Source organism: Ralstonia sp. A12 (assembly GCF_000801955.1).
Lineage (GTDB): Bacteria > Pseudomonadota > Gammaproteobacteria > Burkholderiales > Burkholderiaceae > Ralstonia.
In genome coordinates, this window is record NZ_JSZO01000006.1 from 85,175 (window position 1) to 104,876 (window position 19,702).

Here is a 19,702-nt window from a genome sequence, read left to right on the forward strand (position 1 = left end):
GGGCTTTTTATTTGTGCGTCAGCGTCAGTCTGATGCGGCGTCCGCTGGCGGATCGTCCGACTGCAGCGAGCGCAGAAAGCCTGCTGCTGTGTCCGCCTCACGCGTGCGCTTGAACGGCGGCAGGCTCTGCCAGATCTGCCGGCCGTAGGATTTTTCCACCAGGCGCGGGTCGCAGATCATCAGCACGCCACGATCGGTCTCGGAGCGGATCAACCGCCCCGCCCCTTGCTTGAGCGTGATGACGGCATGCGGCAACTGGTGTACGGCGAACGGGCTCAAGCCTTTCTTTTCCAGCGCTTCCATGCGCGCGCTCAGCACGGGGTCATCGGGCGGCGCAAACGGCAGCTTGTCGATCACGACCAGCGACAACGCCTCGCCGCGTACGTCCACGCCTTCCCAGAAACTCTGGCTGCCGATCAGCACAGCATTGCCAAGCGTGCGGAAGCGGTCGAGCAACTCCGTGCGGCTGGCCTGCCCCTGCACGAGCAACGGAAAATCCCAGCCGCGCTGCGCAAACTCATCGGTCAGCCGCTCGGCCGCGCGATTGACCGCACGCAGCGTCGTGCACAGCACGAAGGTCTTGCCGCCCGCCGCCTCGATCATCGGCAAGGCCGCGTCGAGCACCGCGTCAGTAAAGCGCGGATCGCTCGGTTGCGGCAGATCGCGCGGCACATACAGCAAGCCCTGCGATGCATAGTCGAATGGGCTGTCCAGCATCATCGACCGATCACGATTGAGCCCAAGCTGCGCCGCGTAGTGCGTGAAGTTGCCGCGTACCGACAGCGTGGCCGAGGTGAAAATCCACGCGCGTGGCTGACCCGCGCGCTGGCGCGAAAAGATCGGCGCGATGGACAGCGGCGTCAGATGCAGTTGCACGGAATTGGCGAACACCTCGACCCAGCGCACGCGCTCATCGACGGGGGCGGTTTCCACCGTCTCGCCCTCTTCGTTCTTCACCACGGGCGCGGGCTTGGCGGACTTGGGATTCGCCCACGCGTCCAGCTGGTCGCACAGCGCGGCGGCGCGGCGATGGCACTGCTCGATGGTCTCAGCACGTTCGGCCTGGGCCTCCAACGCGCCCGTGAAATCCGACAGCGCCTGCTCCAGCTTGGGCAGCACTTCGTAGAACGGCTTGGCGGTCGCCTGATCGCTGTCGATTTGCTTGATCGACAAGCGCGCACCGTCCTGACGAAACACCAAGCGCAAATCACGCGCAGCGCGCTCCAGCGGCGCGGCAATGGCAACCCAGTCCACCGCATCGCGTGCATGCGACAGGCCTTCGGCCACGGCATCGCGTGCCAGCTCCAGAATCTGGTTGGTCGAGATCGTCTCGCCGAAGAACAGCGTGGCGGTCTCGGGCAACTGGTGCGCTTCGTCGAAGATGATCGTGTTGGCCGCCGGCAGCAGCTCGGCCATGCCGGTGTCCTTCAACATGACGTCGGCAAAGAACAGGTGATGGTTGACTACCACCACATCGGCCTGCTGCGCCTCTTTGCGGGCGCGCATGACGAAGCAGTCCTTGTAGTACGCGCACTCCGAACCGAGGCAATTGTCGCGCGTGGACGTGACGAGGTTCCACACCGGCGCGTTCTCGGGCACGGTGGACATCTCGGCCTTGTCGCCGGTCTTCGTGGTCTTCAGGAAGAGGTTGATCTGACGCAGCCAGGCTGCATCCTGCCGAGAAGACAAACGCCCATTCTGCGACGTGCGCTCCAGGTGGTAATGGCAGACGTAGTTTGCGCGCCCCTTGAGCAGTGCGACCGACACCGGCGCGCTCAGCGCCTTGCGCACGGTGGGAATATCGCGCAGGAAGAGCTGGTCCTGCAGATTCTTCGTCCCCGTGGACAGAATCACCTTACCGCCCCACAACATCGCGGGAACAAGGTACGCGTAGGTCTTGCCCGTGCCCGTGCCAGCCTCGACGATGAGCGAATCGGCAGCCTCGATGGCATTGGCCACGGCCTGCGCCATCGTCAGTTGCGAGCTGCGCGGCCGATACGAATCGATGCCTTTGGCCAGCGTGCCGTCATCGGCGAAGAGCGTCGCCAACTCAGCATGGTGGACATCAACGGGAACGGCTACGGGAGCAGAGGTGTCACCAACAGCATCGGATTCACTCGACGGCTCGGTGAGCGGGGAAAGCGAAGTCAACGGAGGAAAGTCCCTGGGGAGCAAATAAAGGAAGCCGCATGTGCGGGAGGCTTCTCAGAGTTAGGGTGGGCGACGCTCAGGCTGGCACGTCCGGTTCAAGCTGCAACTGTAGCAGCGTGATGGCGTCCTTGAGTTTCAGCTTGCGCTTCTTGAGGCGACGCAACTGCAGCTCGTCGTGATCGGTTTCCGACGCCAGCTTGTCAATCAGGAAATCGAGATCACGATGCTCGATCTGCAATTCGATGATGCGACGTGAGATCGTGTTCAGATCGCTGTCCATCACTTCCTCCCGGGACACCCGTCCACGCTTCAGAGTTTAGAACCCCAGCGGGCTCGTGTTGCTGTTGTTTTGTTCGTTGCGGCGCTTGGTCTCTTCACGGCGCTCTTCCAGCTCCTTCTGACGCTGCACGGCCTGCTGCTGCTTCTCCTGGAACTGCTTGACGTTGTCAGCGCGCTTGGCGGCATTGGCGGCGCCCTGCTCCTGTGCAGCTTTGAGCTTGGCGTCGTGGTCGGCCTGCTTCTGGGCGTTCGCCTGCGCATTGGCGGCGCGCTGCGGCGCTTCAGCCTGGCGCTGTGCCTCATTCAAGCGCTGCTGTTCCTGCTTGCTCTGGAAGTCGGTGCGGTTCTTCTGCTCGGCGGCTTCACGCTGCGGGCGCTCGGCGTTGTACTGGGCCTCGCGGACGGCGCGATCCTGGTCGCGACGTGCAGCGCGGTCGGCGCGCTCGGCTTCGTCCAGGGCCAGCTCGCGCTCACGGATGGTATGGAGTTCCGTGCGACGCACATCCTTGGCCTTGTCGATGCAGCGCGTGACAAAGAACTTGTCGTAACAGGCGCGCTCAGCCTGCGCATAGCGGTATTCCGCCCACGATTTGGCGCTGGTGATGCGATCGTGTTCCACACCGAAATCCGGCGGCGTGGCGGACACGGCGGGGGTCGATGCGGCGGCCGGCTGGGATTGGCTCCACGCGGGCGCGGCGCCGAACGCGGCGAGCAGCAGAACCAGGCGGGAAACACGGCGCGCACCGGCGCGATGATGGGCAGAAAACAGGAGCATAGGCATAACGTGCATTTTATCACCGCGCTTGTGCGGCAAACGTCGCGTCGGGCGCGCAATCAGCGCCGGAACAGATTGTGCCTTATGGCAAAATGCGCGGCTTCCCATCGCACTCTCTGGAAGCAATGACCGATTCCGTGTTGCAGAAGATCGTCTCCCGCATTGCCATTGAACTGGCGGTCAAGCCGCATCAGGTTGCCGCCGCCGTGCAACTGCTGGACGAAGGCGCCACCGTGCCCTTCATCGCACGCTACCGCAAGGAAGTGACGGACAACCTGGACGACACGCAACTGCGCAACCTGGAAGAGCGCCTGCTGTACCTGCGTGAACTGGAAGACCGCCGCGCAGCGATCCTCGCGTCCATCGAAGAGCAAGGCAAGCTGACCGACGCGCTGCGCACCGCCATTGAGGCTGCCGAAACCAAGCAGGTGCTGGAAGACCTCTACCTGCCCTACAAGCCCAAGCGCCGCACGCGTGCCCAGATCGCCCGCGAATGCGGCCTGGAGCCGCTCGCCCAGGCACTGCTGGCTGACCCGACGCTCGACCCGCAGGCCGAAGCCGCCAAGTTCGTCAACGGCAACCCGACCGCAGACGGCGGCGTGCCCGACGTGAAGACCGCGTTGGACGGCGCGCGCGACATCCTCTCCGAACAGTTTGGCGAAACGGCCGAACTGCTGGGCAAGGTGCGTGAACACCTGTGGAGCCAGGGCCAGGTCTCGTCGACGGTGGTGGAAGGTAAGGAAACCGCCGAGGAAGAGAAATTCCGCGATTACTACGCCTACAGCGAGCCCATCCGCAACGTGCCGTCGCACCGCGCGCTGGCATTGTTCCGTGGCCGCAATGCGGGCGTGCTGTTCGTCAAGCTCGGCCTGGGCGAAGAACAGGACGCGCTGAGCCCGCACCCATGCGAAACCATGATCGCGCGCCACGTCGGCATCGAAAACAAGGGCCGCGCGGCGGACAAGTGGCTCTCGGACGTCTGCCGCTGGTGCTGGCGCGTCAAGGTGCAGCCGCATATCGAAACCGAACTGCTGACGCAACTGCGTGAATCGGCCGAAGCCGAGGCCATCAAGATTTTCGGCCGCAACCTGCACGACCTGCTGCTGGCCGCACCCGCTGGCCCGAAGGCCGTGATGGGCGTCGACCCGGGCATCCGCACAGGCTGCAAGATCGCCGTGGTCGACCATACCGGAAAGCTGCTGGAAACCGCCACCATCTACCCGCACGAGCCGCGCCGCGATTGGAATGGTTCGCTCGCCACGATGGCGCGCCTGACCAAGCAGCACAACGTGGCACTCGTCTCCATCGGCAACGGCACCGCCAGCCGCGAGACCGACAAGCTCGTGCAAGACCTGATGCAGCTCCTGGCCCAATCCGCCCCCGACGTGAAGCTGACCAAGATCGTGGTGAGCGAAGCTGGCGCGTCGGTGTACTCGGCGTCGGAACTGGCAGCCAAGGAATTCCCAGAACTGGACGTGTCGCTGCGCGGCGCGGTGTCGATTGCGCGTCGTCTGCAAGACCCGCTGGCTGAACTGGTGAAGATCGATCCGAAGTCGATCGGTGTTGGCCAGTACCAGCACGATGTGAACCAGCGCGAGCTGGCCCGTGCGCTGGATGCCATCGTCGAAGACTGCGTGAACGCGGTCGGCGTGGACGTGAATACCGCCTCTGCCCCGCTGTTGGCCCGTGTGTCGGGCCTGAACTCGATCCTCGCCAAGAACATCGTCGAGTACCGCGATGCCAACGGCGCGTTCGCCAACCGCGACGCACTCAAGAAGGTACCGCGCCTGGGCGACAAGACGTTCGAGCAGGCCGCCGGCTTCCTGCGCGTCAACGACGGCGACAACCCGCTCGACCGCTCGTCCGTCCACCCGGAAGCGTATCCGGTGGTCAAGCGCATTCTGGATAGCATCAAGAAGGGCATCGGCGACGTGCTTGGCAACCGCGAAGCACTGCGTGGCCTGACCGCCCGCGAGTTCACCGACGAGAAGTTCGGCCTGCCGACCGTGGTCGACATCCTATCGGAACTGGAGAAGCCCGGCCGCGACCCGCGCCCCGAGTTCAAGACGGCGACGTTCCAGGACGGCGTGGAAGACATCAAGCACCTGCAACCCGGCATGGTGCTCGAAGGCGTGGTGACCAACGTGGCGGCCTTTGGCGCGTTCATCGACATCGGCGTGCATCAGGATGGCTTGGTGCACGTGTCGGCGCTATCTACCAAGTTCGTGCGCGACCCGCACGAGGTGGTCAAGCCCGGCCAGATCGTCAAGGTCAAGGTGATGGAGGTGGATGTGAAGCGCAACCGCATCGGCCTGACCATGCGCCTGTCGGACGAGCCGGGCCAGACACCTGCGCGCGCCGGCGGCGGCGGTGATCGTCCGAACAGTGGCGGCAATCGTCAAGGCGGTCAGCAACGCCGTGAGGCAGCACCGGCTGGTGGCGCGATGGCCGCTGCTTTCGCCAAGCTCAAGCGTTAAGGCGCATTCTGCTGGTGAGAACCCGCCCGGTCTTCGGACCCGGCGGGTTTTTTATTGGCCGATCTCCATGCGCGCGGAGTGCGTTACAAGTCCTTACTTGCGTGGAACTTTCCTAACACTCGCGCGTCGTCGGCGTGTCTTTTCGGCCCGTTAAGGAGGCACAGGCACACACCGCGCCTGGCACCCACGAGGAGAAACACCATGAAGACGAGCCACACCCTGATCGCTGTTCTGCTTGCTGTTGCTGGTACCGCTGCCTTCGCACAGACCACGCCGCCCGCTCCTGTGTCGCCGGTCACGCAGGTGCAGCAAGACAACCAGCAGATCCACCAGGACAACCGTGATATCCGTCACGACAACCGCGACATCCGCCATGACCGTGCCGACATCGGCAAGGACAAGGCCGCTCTGGCTGACGAACGCGCCGAGCGCAACGCCGCCCAACGCCGCGAAGACCGCGATCTGGCCAACGGCAACGTCAAGGGTGCTGAATACTGGAACAAGCAACGCGCGCAAGACCAGCATCAGGTCAACGCGGATCGCCGCGACCTGCACCAAGACCGCAAAGACCTGCACGCCGACGTCAAGGACCGCAACCACGACGTGCACGCTCGCAACCACGAAGTGCACAAGCGCGATCACGACGCCTCGAAGATCTAACTCCGACGTCGCTCCAAACAAAACGGCCCGTGCGTCTCTCTCGCACGGGCCGTTTTGTTATTCAGCAATGCAGGTCGTCAGATCTCGACCTTGGTCCCCAGCTCCACCACGCGGTTGGCGGGAATGTGGAAGAAGTCCGAAGGCTTGGCGCCGTTTTGATGCATCCACGCAAACAAGCGTTCGCGCCACATCGACATCCCCGGCAGCTTGGACGGCACCACCGATTCGCGCGCGATGAAGAACGACGTATCCATCAGCTCGCAGCGTGTACCGATCTGCGGCTGGCCGAGTTCGAGCACGCGGTACACGTCCGGCGTTTCCTTGAAGCCGTATTCAGCCTTGACGATGTAGATGCCACTGCCCAGGTCGCGCACGGTCACACGGTGCTTGTCATCCACGTACGGAATGTCACGCGTGACGAAGCTGATGAAGATCACGCGCTCATGCAGCACGCGGTTGTGCTTCAGGTTATGCAGCAGCGACACCGGCACGAAATCCGTATTGCCGGTCAGGAACACGGCCGTGCCTTCCACGCGATGCGGCGGATGGGCCAGCAGGCCTGCCAGGAACGGCTCCAGCGGAATACCGTCTTCCAGGCTGCGCGCGCGCAACAGCTTCTTGCCCTTGTACCAGGTCATCAGCAGGAAGAACACGCCAGCGCCGAGCATCAGCGGGAACCAGCCGCCGTCACGGATCTTCAGCAGGTTGGCCGCGAAGAACGCTAGGTCAACCACCAGGAAGCCCAGACTCACCAGCGTCACCAGCACCGGATTCCAGCGCCACACGTTGCGCATCACCACCGCCGCCAGCACCGTGGTGATGACCATCGTGGTCGTCACAGCAATACCGTAGGCGGCGGCCAGGTTGTCGGACTTCTTGAACGCCAGCACCACGCCGATTACCAGGATCAGCAACATCCAGTTCACCACCGGCACGTAGATCTGGCCGATCTCCGCTTCCGACGTGTAGCGGATGCGCATGCGCGGCACGAAACCGAGCTGAATGGCCTGGCTGGTCAGCGAGAATGCCCCCGAAATCACAGCCTGCGAGGCGATGACGGTCGCGGCCGCAGCCAGCACCACCATCGGCAGCTGCAGGGCTTCAGGAACGGAGCGGTAGAACGGGTTTTCGATCGTGCTCGGGTCGGTCAGCATCATGGCGCCCTGGCCGAAGTAATTCAGCAACAGGCTCGGCGCCACGATAAAGAACCACCCCCAGCGGATCGGGCGGGCGCCAAAGTGGCCCATGTCGGCGTACAGCGCCTCGGCGCCGGTCAGCACCAGAAACACAGAGCCCAGCACGATGAACGCCTGCAGCGCGTGGTCATGCAGGAACGAAATCGCATACATCGGGTTGATGGCCACCAGAATCTGCGGCGCCTTCACCAGGTTCATCATGCCCAGCGCGGCCAGCGCGGCAAACCACAGCAGCATCACCGGCCCGAACAGCTTGCCGACCACCGAGGTGCCGCTGCGCTGGATCAGGAACAGCGCCGTCAGAATCACCAGCGTGATCGGCAGCACGAACGGCGACAGCGCGGGCGCTGCGATCTCCAGGCCCTCCATGGCCGAGAGCACCGAGATGGCCGGCGTGATGACCGCATCGCCGTAGAACATGCACGCCCCGAAAACGCCGAGCATCAGCAGCAGCGACATGCGCTTGGAATTCGGATTGGCCGTGCGCAGCGACAGCGCCATCAGCGCCAAGATGCCGCCTTCGCCGTTGTTGTCGGCGCGCATGACGAACAGCACGTACTTGAGCGACACCACGATCACCATCGCCCAGAACAGCATCGAGATGATGCCGAGCACCGCGGTGTTGGAGAACGGAATGCCGTGCTCCGGATTGAACGCTTCCTTGAGCGAATACAGCGGGCTGGTCCCGATGTCGCCGAACACCACACCCACGGCACCGACCACCATGGCGCGCAGGTTTACGTTGGTCTTTGGGGGAACCCCTGCTGCTGTAAGAGCTTGACTCATGAGCTTGGAAATCGGCCGAACTGCTGGCCGCTCAAAAAAATAGTGCAATGCACAATGAGGGCGGATTGTACTCCGCGTCTTTCTCACGCCAACCCCTCAAACGGGCAATCGTTGCCACGCAGCATCAGGACAAATCCCGCTTGCTATTGGCGTTTCAAGGGCAACTACGGTGCGTCACTTCAGCAAACAGTCGTTTGATATTTGCAACGGAAACCGGCGCAAAGCCAAGTGCTATGCACCTTGTTGCCGGGTCAGGCATGCTGTACTGCACATAGCCAAACGTAGGACGGCGGCCGACAGAACTTTGTAGGAGAATGACTGACAAAGCTGAATTGCAAACTTCTTTGTCGGCCGCCCTGATGGCTGCACGGCAATCTCCAAACAAGGTCGGGCCTTGTCCTATTCATCCATTCGCATCTGGGGACGCATGCAGACCGCGCTGGCCGCACTGATCGTGCTGCTGGTCGTGGCAGTGGTGCTGTTCGCCATTCCGCGTGTGATCCTGCCCTGGACGCAGTCGGCATTCACGCCACGGCTCGATGCGGCGGTGTGGGCGGACTACACCGGCCCGTACGACATGGCGGCGGCCGTGGTGGCCGTCAGCGCCATCGTCATCTACCTCACCCGGCGTTAGTCGGGCTCAACGCGCCAGCGCGCGGGCGCACTCCGCCACCAGCGACGGACCGCGATAGATCAATCCTGTATAGAGCTGCACGAGCTGCGCGCCGGCATCGATCTTCTCGCGCGCGTGCTCGCCCGCCAGGATGCCGCCCACGCCGATGATTGGCACGGCATCGCCCAGCAAACCACGCAGCGCACGAATCACCCGCGTTGAGCCTTCACGCACCGGCTGGCCCGACAGACCACCCGCTTCTTCCGCATGGGCCAGACCGGTCACAGCTTCGCGGCGGATCGTCGTATTGGTGGCGATCACGCCATCCATCTTGTGACGCAGCAGTGCATCGGCCACGTTGGCGATCTGGTCGTCATCGAGATCCGGCGCGATCTTCAATGCCACGGGCACATAGCGCTTGTGCTGATCGGCCAGGCGGTTTTGCGCGTCCCGCAGGGTACCTAGCAGGCTGTCGAGTTCGCTCGCGCCCTGGAGCTGGCGCAGGTTCTTCGTGTTCGGCGACGAGATATTCACCGTGACGTAGCTGGCGTGCGGGTACACGCGCTCCAGACAGTGCAGGTAATCGTCGACGGCGCGTTCGATTGGCGTATCGGCGTTCTTGCCGATGTTCAGGCCGAGCACCCCGCCCGCCTCGCGCCACTTCGATGCCTTCACGTTATTGATGAACGCATCGACGCCACCGTTGTTGAAGCCCATCCGGTTGATGAGCGCGTTCGCCGCCGGCAAGCGGAACATGCGCGGGCGCGGGTTGCCTGGCTGCGCGCGCGGCGTGACGGTGCCCACTTCAATGAAGCCGAAACCGAGTGCGCCGAGCGCATCGATATACGCACCGTCCTTGTCCAGGCCAGCAGCCAGACCCACCGGGTTCGGGAACGTCACACCCATCACCGTGCGCGGTTGTGGCGCGACGCGCGCGCCGATGCAACTGGAGAACCCCATCGCATGCGCCCGCTTGAGCTGATTCAACGTGAAGTAGTGCGCGTCTTCAGGGTCCATCGAAAACAGCAGCGGGCGGGCAAGCGGATACAGGGCGTTGAGCACGATCAGAGTCAGGAGAAGAACGCGAAAGGCCGCATTGTAAACGGCTGCCGCACCGCGATGCATCGTGTGCGCCGCATTCGAACATCACGATGTTTGATCTGTCTAAAAACCAAGCATGGCTTGGCCTCGCAGGCACACCACACGAACATCACGCACCACTGCGGTGACGATTACGAAAGAAAGATGTTGCATCGCCACAGCAGTTTCGATATACTCTTTTATTCGACGGACGCGGGGTGGAGCAGTCTGGCAGCTCGTCGGGCTCATAACCCGAAGGTCGCAGGTTCAAATCCTGCCCCCGCAACCAGCCAGAAGTCGAGCGTGTTTCTTACGGACGCGGGGTGGAGCAGTCTGGCAGCTCGTCGGGCTCATAACCCGAAGGTCGCAGGTTCAAATCCTGCCCCCGCAACCAACGCATCAAACGGCTCGCTCCAAGACCTGGGCCGGATAGGAAACATCAGAGCAAAGCCCGCAACTAGCGGGCTTTTTGCTTTTCTGCGCGCAGCCAAAGTCCGCAGCTCAGTCGATACCCCGCCCCGCGCGGGGCCGAGTCACCGCGGTGATACACTGAGATATTCCACCCGCGCCAAGCCCTCCCCCATGAAATTCTGTTCCAACTGCGGCCAGCCAGTCGTCTCGCGCATTCCCGCCGGCGACAACCGACTGCGCGACGTTTGCGATCACTGCAATACGATTCACTACGTGAATCCGCGCAACGTGGTCGGCACCGTGCCCGTGTGGAACGATCAGATCCTGCTGTGCAAGCGCGCCATTGAACCGCGTTACGGTTTCTGGACCTTGCCCGCCGGCTTCATGGAAATCGGCGAAACCACCGCGCAGGCAGCCAACCGCGAAACGCAGGAAGAAGCCGGCGCCAACGTGGAAATCGGCGAGCTGTATTCGGTGCTCAACGTACCGCACGTGCACCAGGTGCATCTGTTCTACCTGGCCAAGCTGAAGGATCTGGATTTCGCCCCCGGTGAGGAAAGCCTGGAAGTCGCGCTGTTCAATGAAGCCGACATCCCCTGGGACGACCTCGCTTTCCCGACGGTCATCCACACGCTGCGCTGCTTCTTTGCCGACCGCGCTGCGGGCAAGTTGACCGACGGCAGTTTCCGCCTCCACACGCTGGACATCTACAAGCCGATGCGCTCAGCCACGGTCGACACGCCGGCAAGCACGACGACGGCGTCGTAATCCAGCCCTCAAAAATTTCTCCGCATCATGATCGCCTGGCTGGATCCGCACGATCCCTTTCCGCCGGTCGATCGCGCGCTCGGACCTGAATCCGAGGCGCCCGGGTTGCTTGCGGCCAGCGCGGATCTCTCGCCGCAGCGGCTGTTGATTGCGTATCGGCAAGGCATCTTCCCCTGGTACGCGCAAGGCCAGCCCGTGCTCTGGTGGAGTACTGACCCGCGTATGGTGCTGCGCCCGGAAGATTTCCGCGTATCGGTCACCTTCCGCAAGACGCTGCGCCGCGTACTCGACAACCCTGCCTGGGAAGTTCGCATTGACCACGCCTTCCGCGAAACCATGGTCGACTGCGCCACCACCGCGCGCCCCGGCCAGCACGGCACGTGGATTACCGAAGACGTGATCCAGGCCTACACCGCCCTGCACCGCCGCGGCTATGCCCACAGCGTTGAGACCTGGTATGCCGGCAAGCGCGTTGGCGGCCTGTATGGCGTGGCGCTGGGCCGGATGTTCTATGGTGAATCGATGTTCGCTCACCGCACCGACGCCTCAAAAATCGCGCTGGCCGCGCTCTGCGCCTTTCTCGGCGGCCAGGGCGTCGCGATGATAGACTGCCAGCAGGAGACCGAACATCTGGCGTCGCTGGGAGGAGCCCCGGTGCCGCGCGCAGCGTTTCTCGCGCATGTGCGGGAAGCGGCCAATGCGCCGGCCATCGTGCCGTGGCACTTCGACAAATTCGTGCTTCGTCGATGGACCGTGCGCAATGAGCAAGCTTAAGGAACTTCCTCTCTCGGCATTGCAGTTCTATGCCACCGCGCCTTACGCATGCAGCTACCTGGATGGCCGCTTGGCGCGCTCGCAGGTCGCCACACCGGCGCACCTGATCAACGCAGACGTCTATTCCAAGCTCGTGCGCGCCGGATTCCGGCGCAGCGGCATCTTCACCTACCGCCCCCACTGCGACGACTGCCATGCATGCACGCCATGCCGCGTCGTCGTCGATCAGTTTTCGCCGTCGCGCACACAACGTCGCGCCGCCGAGCGCCATCAGTCGCTTGAAGCGCTGGTCGCTCCACTCACCTATGTTGAAGAGCACTACCAGCTCTACCTGCTGTACCAATCCGTTCGCCACGCTGGCGGCGGCATGGACCACGACAGCCGAGACCAGTACGAGCAGTTCCTGCTGCAAAGCCGGGTGAATTCACGTCTGGTGGAGTTTCGCGAGCCGCCCGAATCGCCATCGGCGGGCAAGCTGCGCATGGTGAGCATGATCGACGTGCTGGAAGACGGCTTGTCGTCCGTCTACACGTTCTACGACCCGATCGAACACAGGGCGAGTTACGGGACGTACAACGTGCTGTGGCAGATCGCCCAGGCGCAGGCGCTGGACCTACCCTACGTCTACCTCGGCTACTGGATCGAACAGAGCCGCAAGATGGCCTACAAGGCCTTGTTCCAGCCGCTGGAACTGCTGGTCAATGGTGAGTGGCGGCGGTTTGAGGACGTGGCACCGCCAGCCACGGAATGAGGATCAGCGCGACGTCCGCTCAATCCCGGCATCCACTACGCCGTATGCGGTGATATTGGAACTTTGGCTGTACTGCTCACGCGAGGTCGAGCAACCGGCCAGTGCGGCACCAACGCACACCAATCCTGCCGCCCACAGTACGGCACGTTTCCATCCAGTCATGCGGTTCATCGAGTCAACTCCTATCAAGGTGTGGCCGTAAGCCGCTCGGCCAGCACCGTGTTGTATGCGCGGACCATTCCCGGGATCAGGAACACGTCCACCAGCACCCACAGTCCGCCGACAACGGCCAGCACCCAGCCGGCCGTATTGTTCATGTCGCGAAGCGCCAGCCAGGTACCACCAATGTTGGCGATCGCCTGGGCGATACCACTGCCCGGCCGCTTCACGTAGAAGCGATGCGCTCCCAGGAAGCCCAGCAGGAACCACCAGAGGTATGCAACGCCCGTGGTCTTCTTCTGGGCGTCGTACAGCATGATCTCGCGGGCAGTCTGGTTCATGGTGTCGGCTGGCATGGGAATAACGTGTCAGACACTAGCACGCACCGTGCGTTCCATGTCGACCGTCGATTACATGCTGGCGAGCTTGGCCTCAGCCTTGTCGACCCACAGACGCATCTCGGCGAACAGCGAAGCCGGCGAGAACGAACAGCTCTCTTCGCCGAAGGAGACGGCCATGTCCAGCCGCTGCAACAGCGAACAGCGCACCTGATCGTACGCGGGCGGCAGCACGGCCAGCGGTGCGAGCGCGGCCTCATCACGCCAGTGCTTGAGCAGGCGCGGCAGGTCAGGCGATTGTGTGTGACGGTCCAGCGCGTCACGCAGTGTTTGCAGGGATTCAGTAGCGGTCATGCACGCGCCTTCTTTTCACGATATAGCTCACGGAATGTCTTGCCGGCGGGGGCCGGCATGTCTCGCGTATCGGTCCAGCCTTTGCCGACCGGCAGCGAATGGATCAGTTTCTTGTCGCCGCCCATCCAGCGCAGCACCCGTGCCGCGACCCACGTGCCTGCCGAATACAGCGCCGGGCGCCGTGCCACGAAGCCCCACACGCGCAAGCCAAGACGCTCGGATTGCGGACGCAGCTCGCGCTCCATCTGCTTCTCGCGCAGTGTGCGCAATAAGTCCGACAGCGGGATCGACGCAGGGCAAACGCGATTACACTCGCCACAGAGCGTGGCGGCCTGCGGCAAATCCAGCGCATTGGACAAGCCCACGTAGCTCGGCGTCAGCACACTGCCCATCGGCCCCGGATACACCCAGCCATACGCATGGCCGCCGATCTTCTGGTAGACCGGGCAATGGTTCATACACGCGCCGCACCGGATACAGCGCAGCATCTCCTGGAACTCACCGCCGATCAGGCCGCTGCGGCCGCCATCGACGATCACGAAATACATATGCTCGGGGCCGTCTTTCTCGCCGGGGGCTCGCGGGCCGGTCAGTAGCGAGAAGTAATTCGAGATGGCCTGCCCCGTAGCCGAGCGCGGCAGCAGGCGCATGACGGTCGCCAAGTCTTCAAGCGTCGGCAGCACCTTCTCAATGCCTGTCACGGCAACGTGCACGCGCGGCATGATCGTACACATGCCTTCGTTGCCTTCATTGGTGACGACAGCCACCGAGCCTGTCTCGGCAATGATGAAGTTGCCGCCCGTCACGCCCATATCGGCCGACAGGAACTCGGGCCGCAGCACTTCGCGCGCCTCGCGCGTCATCTCGGGAATGTCGGTCAGACGCGGCTTGTTGTGCGTCTTGGCGAAGAGATCAGCAATCTCTTCCTTATCCTTGTGCACCACCGGCGCGATGATGTGCGACGGCGGCTCGCTGTCGTTGATCTGGAGGATGTATTCGCCCAGGTCCGTTTCGATGCTCTGCACGCCCATCTCGCCGAGCACCTGGTTCAGGCGCATCTCCTCGGTCACCATCGACTTGCTCTTGATGACCTTCTTCACGTCGTGCTGGCGGGCGATCTCGGCTACCAGGCGTGCGGCATCGGCCGTGGTTTCAGCGAAGAGCACCTTGGCGCCACGGCGCGTGGCCTCTGCCTCGAACGTAGCAAGCCAGACATCGAGGTTCTCGAGCGCACGGTTGCGGCGCTCTTTCAGCGCTTCACGCGTGGCCGGGAAGTCGATTTCCTGAATGGCCGTTGCACGTGCGGTAACGAACTTGGTCGAGAGCTTGGTGAGGTTTTGCTGCAGGCGCTTGTCGGCGAGCTTCTGCCCGGCACGCGCCTTGAATTCCATGCTGCGGACTTGCATGCGATTGCGTCTCCGTATTCTGTGCTCAGGCGTCGCCAGCGAGGACCTGCGCGATATGCAGCACGCGTGTGTGCGTGTCGCCGGTGCGGCGTAGACGACCTTCAATGTTGAGCATGCAGCCCACATCACCAAGCACCACGGCATCAGCACCACTGGCCTTGATGTTGGCGCATTTCTCATCGGCGATGGCGGTGGAGATATCACCGTACTTGATCGAGAACGTGCCGCCGAAGCCGCAGCACGCCTCGCACGCCGGCATCTCTGTCAGCTGCACGCCAGGCAGTTTGCCGAGCAGCGCGCGCGGTTGCGCCTTCACACCCAGCTCGCGCAGGCCCGAGCATGAATCGTGATACGTGACATGGCCCTTGAACGCGGAATCAAGCGATTCGATGCGCGCGACGTTGACGAGGAAATCGGTCAGTTCATACACGCGGGGGGCTAGGCGCTCATAGCGGCTGGCAAGCTCCGGATCATCGCGAAAGAGATCGGCGTAACCCTTGCGGATCATGCCGCCGCACGAGCCGGACGGGATGACCACGTAGTCGAACTGCTCGAACTCCTTGAGCGTTTTTTCGGCCAGATCGCGCGCCAGCGGGCGATCGCCGGAGTTGTAGGCAGGCTGACCGCAGCATGTCTGGGCAGGCGGCACCACCACGTCGTAACCGGCCTTTTCCAGCAGCTTGAGCACCGAAAAACCGATGTCAGGCCGCATCAGATCAACCAGGCAAGTGACGAACAGGCCTACGCGCATGGGGAGTCTCGTGTGTTCTCGGAAGCCGCCATTATGCGCCCGACGCCCAGCCAGCGCGGGTTTTCAGGCATAGAACTTCTTCATGCCGCTCGTGAGTATGCTTCACGATGCGCTCTCAAGCACAACGCAAGCACGACCGAGAATGCCCTCGAAAATACCCGGAATCATGCGTCGGGAGGGTGCGCATTTTCACATCGTGGGATAGAATTTTGCATCGCATCCGCAACCCCCTGCACCCATGGCAGAAGCAGACAAGGACCCCGGCAAGACGTCCATCCAGGTCATCGAACGCATGATGATGCTGCTTGACGCACTGGCCGAACACGCCGACCCGGTCAGCCTGAAAGCGCTGTCCGCCAGCACGGGCCTGCACCCGTCCACCGCGCACCGCATCCTGAACGACATGGTGGCATGCCGCTTTGTCGATCGCTCCGACCCCGGCAGCTATCGCCTCGGCATGCGCCTGCTGGAACTCGGCAACCTGGTCAAAGCGCGCCTGTCGGTGCGTGAGGCCGCGCTGACACCTATGCGCGCGCTGCACCGCCTGACCGGCCAGACCGTCAACCTCTCCGTACGCCAGGGCGATGAGATCGTCTACATCGAGCGCGCGTATTCCGAGCGCTCAGGCATGCAGGTCGTGCGTGCCATCGGCGGCCGTGCGCCGCTGCACCTGACGTCGGTCGGCAAGTTGTTCCTGGCAGCAGACGAGATCGGCCGCGTGCGAGCCTATGCCACGCGCACGGGCCTGTCTGGCCATACGCGCACATCGATCACCGATCTGCCCAAGCTTGAGCGTGAACTGAACTGGGTACGCACCAACGGCTACGCGCGCGACAACGAGGAGCTGGAACTCGGCGTACGTTGTATCGCTGCCGGCATCTATGATGATTCGCGCCGGCTGGTGGCGGGCTTGTCGCTATCCGCACCGGCAGACCGCCTGCAGGACAGCTGGCTCGACAACCTCAAGGACACCGCCCTGCAGATCTCCAAGGGCATGGGCTACACGTATGACGAGGAGCCCGTGCGCGCGGAATGAGCGCCGGTTTTACCCAACAAAAAAGCGCGTTCGATGACGCGCTTTTTTGTTGGGCGATCAGACTGCGACTCAGGCGCCGTGCTGCTCCGAAGCCAGCACCGTTGCCGGTTGTTGCGTCGATACCGGAACGTTGCGCAGCGGCGCAGCAGCTTGCGTGGCTGCCTCCACATGCGGATTGCGCTCCAGCCAATTGCGCACGCGCGTGGCATCCGCAAAGCGCGTCAGATTGCCTGCCGAATCCAGGAACACCATCACCACATTGCGGCCATGCACGTTGGCTTGCATCACGAGGCAGCGGCCTGCTTCGTTGATGAAGCCGGTCTTCTGCAGACCGATGTCCCATTCGCCGCCACGCACCAGGCGATTGGTATTCACGTAATGCAGCGTGCGGCCGTTCGCGTTGACGGTGTGCTCAGTGGTGGTCGTGAACTGGCGGATGGTCGGCACCTTGTACGCAGCGATCACGATCTTGGCCAGATCCTGCGCGCTCGACACGTTGCTGCTCGACAGGCCATTCGAATCGACATAGTGCGTGTCGTTCATGCCCAGCTCGTGCGCCTTGCGGTTCATGGCGGCCACGAATGCCGGACGGCCACCCGGATAGCTGCGGCCCAGTGCCGACGCCGCACGGTTTTCCGACGACATCAGCGCCAGCAGCAGCAGGTCTTCACGCGTAAGCATCGTGCCGAAACGCAGACGCGAGCCGGTGTTGCGCTCGTAATCGCGATCGTCATCGGTAATCTCGAGCAGTTCGTCCATCGGCTGATGCGCGTCGGTCACAACCAGCGCGGTCATCAGTTTGGTGATCGAGGCGATCGGCAGCACTGCAGCCGAATTCTTCTGGAACAGCACTTCACCGGTGTTCTGATCCATCACCAGCGCGACCGACGAGCGCAGCGCCAGCGCATCCGGCGTGGCCCGCAGGCCCATTGCTTCGCCCAGCGTCGGGCTGGCCGGCACAAAGGCAGCACGCACCGGGCGAGCACCACGCTCAACCACGATCACGCGGCGTTTGCCCTTGACGGTGACAACCTTGCGGATTTTGGTGGTGGCAACGTCATCGCTGCTCGCAGCCGCGACTTTGGCGCTGGCTTTCTTGCTGGTGACGGTCTTGCCTTTGGACTTGGCTTTCTTGCTGGCGGCAGGCTTTTTGTCGGCGGTGGCAGCATGGGCCACAGAGGCGACGGAAACGGCGGCGAGCGCGACGGTCATCAGCGAGGCTAGGCCGAGACGTCGGAAAAATGAGGATACAGACCGTGACATGATTCGATCACCCGCGCGTGAGATGGCGCAAGTGTAGGCAAAAACAAAATTCTTAGCAAGATGAAGGACTTAGCTCACAGCCTTAAAGTTTGACCTCTGGAGCCTTATCATTCAGACATCATTTCGACGCAATTCCCTGCCAAGGCAAGCCACAATTTGCGAAGAAAGTTGCGCATAGGGCACTTTCTGAGTACCGCGTCAAAACGTATTGCGAAGGCCCCAGAGAGAGCACTTCATCCCGCTCGAATTCCCACCCGAATGGTGACAATCACGGTTTACAACGTCGTCCAACACTTCCTCACAATGCGCCCGCGCTCACACGCCGACTGCATGATGGAAGTCTAACGAAGCATCGCCTGATTCTGTTGACACAATTCAACGACTTTTCTGGTTCTATTTGCGCCTTGCGCGAAGATGTGCGCCGTAGCACGCAGGCGGCTGCGCGATAACGACGTCAGTCGAAGAACCGAGTGAAGTCGGAGACAGGTGCGCGCTCGGTGATGAGCGTGTTTTCGATGGCGGACGGGTCTGCATACCCCATCGACATACCGCACACGACCATCTCGTCATCCGGTAACGCAAGATGCGCTTTGATGACGCGATGGAATGGCGTGAACGCCGCTTGCGGACATGTATCGATACCGCGTGCGCGCGCCGCCACCATCACGGCTTCGAGGAACATGCCGTAGTCGAGCCAACTGCCCTGCTCCATCACGCGATCGATGCTGAAGATGAGGCCGACGGGCGCATCGAAGAAACGGAAATTGCGCGCGTGCTGTGCGTGCATGCGCGCCTTCTCTGCGCGACCAATGCCGAGTAGACCGTATAAGTCCCAGCCCACCTTGCGACGGCGACTTTGATAGGGATCGATCCACGTGCGCGGATAGTACGGATACTCCTCGCGGTGCAGCGCATCGACCTCCGGATGGTCGAACGCTGCCAGCACGGATTCCGACAGGCGCGCCTTCGATTCGCCCGTCAGCACATAGACCTTCCAAGGCTGCGTATTGCTGCCCGACGGCGCGCGGCGTGCCACATCCAGAATCGCCTCGATGTCTTCACGCTCGACAGGCTTGGGCAGGAACGCGCGAATCGAGCGGCGCGACGTGATGGCCTGGTCGACGAGATCGACCTCGGTGGCGTTGGGGCGTCGATCACTCATGGCGAGGCAGATCACTCAGGCTGCAACGTTGGCGGCCAGCGGTTCCAGCACGGCGCGCAACGCCTCCGGCAGCGATACCGGGCGACGCGTTTCGCGATCAACGTAGACATGCACGAAGTGCCCTTGCGCGGCAGCCTCATGTGCATCGCCGCGGAACAAGCCCACCTCATAGCGCACGCTGGTGTTGCCCAGGCGCGCAACACGCAAGCCCGCGACCACCGGATCGGGAAACGACAGCGGTGCGAAGTAATTGCACTGCGTTTCGATGACGAGGCCGATGGTGTCGCTGTGCTCGGGGTCCAGCACGCCCTGCTCGATCAGGTAGGCGTTCACCACGGTGTCGAAGTAGCTGTAGTAGACGACGTTGTTGACGTGGCCGTAGACGTCGTTGTCCATCCACCGCGTGGTGATGGTATGGAAGTGGCGGTAATCGTCGCGCGTCTGTCGGGGCGTGCTCATGCTGGCGTGCGCTCGGGAGATTGGAAAACTACGAGGATACGCCAGCCGGTTGT

The 19,702-nt window shown here is 62.7% G+C and carries 20 protein-coding genes and 2 tRNA genes; 9 read left to right on the forward strand and 13 right to left on the reverse strand.

Translation table 11 applies throughout. The annotated features are described in order from the left end of the window. Positions 1–24 precede the first annotated feature (24 nt). The 3 genes from PI87_RS09410 to PI87_RS09420 all read right to left on the reverse strand — a co-directional run bounded on the left by PI87_RS09410 (position 25) and on the right by PI87_RS09420 (position 3,220). The gene (locus tag PI87_RS09410) at positions 25–2,151 is read right to left on the reverse strand and encodes an ATP-dependent DNA helicase (protein ID WP_039597452.1); all 2,127 of its coding nucleotides are present in this window, start codon (positions 2,149–2,151) and stop codon (positions 25–27) included. A 76-nt stretch (positions 2,152–2,227) separates the two neighbouring features. Continuing rightward, positions 2,228–2,431, reverse strand: coding sequence for a DUF465 domain-containing protein (locus PI87_RS09415; protein ID WP_039597453.1), 204 nt, complete (start codon positions 2,429–2,431; stop codon positions 2,228–2,230). A gap of 36 nt (positions 2,432–2,467) precedes the next feature. Beyond that, positions 2,468–3,220 (reverse strand): hypothetical protein, encoded by a 753-nt coding sequence (locus tag PI87_RS09420; protein ID WP_039597454.1) that lies wholly within the window; start codon positions 3,218–3,220, stop codon positions 2,468–2,470. Between the two features lie 110 nt (positions 3,221–3,330). Here PI87_RS09420 and PI87_RS09425 point away from each other — a divergent pair, with 110 nt between their 5' ends. Both PI87_RS09425 and PI87_RS09430 read left to right on the forward strand, forming a co-directional pair. Then, positions 3,331–5,682 (forward strand): Tex family protein, encoded by a 2,352-nt coding sequence (locus PI87_RS09425; protein WP_039597455.1) that lies wholly within the window; start codon positions 3,331–3,333, stop codon positions 5,680–5,682. Positions 5,683–5,883: 201 nt separating this feature from the next. Beyond that, a complete protein-coding gene (locus PI87_RS09430; protein WP_039597456.1) occupies positions 5,884–6,342 on the forward strand; it encodes a DUF4148 domain-containing protein in 459 nt (152 codons plus the stop codon). A gap of 77 nt (positions 6,343–6,419) precedes the next feature. On the opposite strand, the gene PI87_RS09435 is transcribed toward PI87_RS09430, so the two are convergent. Further along, on the reverse strand, positions 6,420–8,324 hold the full coding sequence (locus PI87_RS09435) for a potassium transporter Kup (RefSeq protein WP_039597457.1): 1,905 nt from the start codon (positions 8,322–8,324) through the stop codon (positions 6,420–6,422). Between the two features lie 394 nt (positions 8,325–8,718). On the opposite strand from PI87_RS09435, the gene PI87_RS09440 reads away from it, so the two are divergent. Next, positions 8,719–8,958, forward strand: coding sequence for a hypothetical protein (locus PI87_RS09440; RefSeq protein ID WP_039597458.1), 240 nt, complete (start codon positions 8,719–8,721; stop codon positions 8,956–8,958). A gap of 6 nt (positions 8,959–8,964) precedes the next feature. Here PI87_RS09440 and PI87_RS09445 read toward each other — a convergent pair whose 3' ends face one another. Next, positions 8,965–9,999, reverse strand: coding sequence for a quinone-dependent dihydroorotate dehydrogenase (locus PI87_RS09445; protein ID WP_039597576.1), 1,035 nt, complete (start codon positions 9,997–9,999; stop codon positions 8,965–8,967). A 230-nt stretch (positions 10,000–10,229) separates the two neighbouring features. Here PI87_RS09445 and PI87_RS09450 point away from each other — a divergent pair. From PI87_RS09450 to PI87_RS09470, 5 genes are all read left to right on the forward strand, one after another. Beyond that, a tRNA-Met gene (locus tag PI87_RS09450) sits at positions 10,230–10,306 on the forward strand. A gap of 28 nt (positions 10,307–10,334) precedes the next feature. Further along, a tRNA-Met gene (locus tag PI87_RS09455) sits at positions 10,335–10,411 on the forward strand. 188 nt (positions 10,412–10,599) lie between these two features. Beyond that, on the forward strand, positions 10,600–11,196 hold the full coding sequence (locus PI87_RS09460; protein ID WP_039597459.1) for an NUDIX hydrolase: 597 nt from the start codon (positions 10,600–10,602) through the stop codon (positions 11,194–11,196). Positions 11,197–11,223: 27 nt separating this feature from the next. Continuing rightward, the gene (gene aat / locus PI87_RS09465; protein ID WP_039597460.1) at positions 11,224–11,970 is read left to right on the forward strand and encodes a leucyl/phenylalanyl-tRNA--protein transferase; all 747 of its coding nucleotides are present in this window, start codon (positions 11,224–11,226) and stop codon (positions 11,968–11,970) included. After that, the gene (locus PI87_RS09470) at positions 11,957–12,721 is read left to right on the forward strand and encodes an arginyltransferase (RefSeq protein ID WP_039597461.1); all 765 of its coding nucleotides are present in this window, start codon (positions 11,957–11,959) and stop codon (positions 12,719–12,721) included. The genes aat and PI87_RS09470 overlap by 14 nt, the downstream gene beginning before the upstream one ends. A gap of 3 nt (positions 12,722–12,724) precedes the next feature. Here PI87_RS09470 and PI87_RS29420 read toward each other — a convergent pair whose 3' ends face one another. From PI87_RS29420 to PI87_RS09490, 5 genes are all read right to left on the reverse strand, one after another. Further along, positions 12,725–12,892, reverse strand: a complete 168-nt coding sequence (locus PI87_RS29420; protein ID WP_198139539.1) for a hypothetical protein — start codon at positions 12,890–12,892, stop codon at positions 12,725–12,727. Positions 12,893–12,906: 14 nt separating this feature from the next. Next, positions 12,907–13,221, reverse strand: a complete 315-nt coding sequence (locus PI87_RS09475) for a TM2 domain-containing protein (RefSeq protein ID WP_039597462.1) — start codon at positions 13,219–13,221, stop codon at positions 12,907–12,909. A 69-nt stretch (positions 13,222–13,290) separates the two neighbouring features. Continuing rightward, entirely contained in the window at positions 13,291–13,572 is a 282-nt protein-coding gene (locus tag PI87_RS09480) for a hypothetical protein (protein WP_039597463.1), read from the reverse strand. Further along, positions 13,569–14,978: a LutB/LldF family L-lactate oxidation iron-sulfur protein gene (locus PI87_RS09485; RefSeq protein ID WP_039597464.1), complete on the reverse strand. Its 1,410-nt coding sequence runs from the start codon at positions 14,976–14,978 to the stop codon at positions 13,569–13,571. Before PI87_RS09485 ends, PI87_RS09480 begins: the two co-directional genes overlap by 4 nt. Positions 14,979–15,003: 25 nt before the next feature. Next, positions 15,004–15,729, reverse strand: a complete 726-nt coding sequence (locus tag PI87_RS09490; protein ID WP_039597465.1) for a (Fe-S)-binding protein — start codon at positions 15,727–15,729, stop codon at positions 15,004–15,006. Positions 15,730–15,967: 238 nt separating this feature from the next. On the opposite strand from PI87_RS09490, the gene PI87_RS09495 reads away from it, so the two are divergent. Next, positions 15,968–16,765, forward strand: coding sequence for an IclR family transcriptional regulator (locus PI87_RS09495; protein WP_039597466.1), 798 nt, complete (start codon positions 15,968–15,970; stop codon positions 16,763–16,765). Between the two features lie 69 nt (positions 16,766–16,834). Here the strand turns inward: PI87_RS09495 and pbpG are convergent, their stop codons facing one another. From pbpG to PI87_RS09510, 3 genes are all read right to left on the reverse strand, one after another. Continuing rightward, positions 16,835–18,028: a D-alanyl-D-alanine endopeptidase gene (gene pbpG, locus PI87_RS09500; RefSeq protein ID WP_039597467.1), complete on the reverse strand. Its 1,194-nt coding sequence runs from the start codon at positions 18,026–18,028 to the stop codon at positions 16,835–16,837. Between the two features lie 454 nt (positions 18,029–18,482). Next, the gene (locus tag PI87_RS09505; RefSeq protein WP_039597577.1) at positions 18,483–19,190 is read right to left on the reverse strand and encodes a nitroreductase; all 708 of its coding nucleotides are present in this window, start codon (positions 19,188–19,190) and stop codon (positions 18,483–18,485) included. Between the two features lie 15 nt (positions 19,191–19,205). Further along, complete coding sequence (locus PI87_RS09510) at positions 19,206–19,649, reverse strand: acyl-CoA thioesterase (RefSeq protein WP_039597468.1); 444 nt, start codon at positions 19,647–19,649, stop codon at positions 19,206–19,208. Positions 19,650–19,702: the final 53 nt, after the last annotated feature.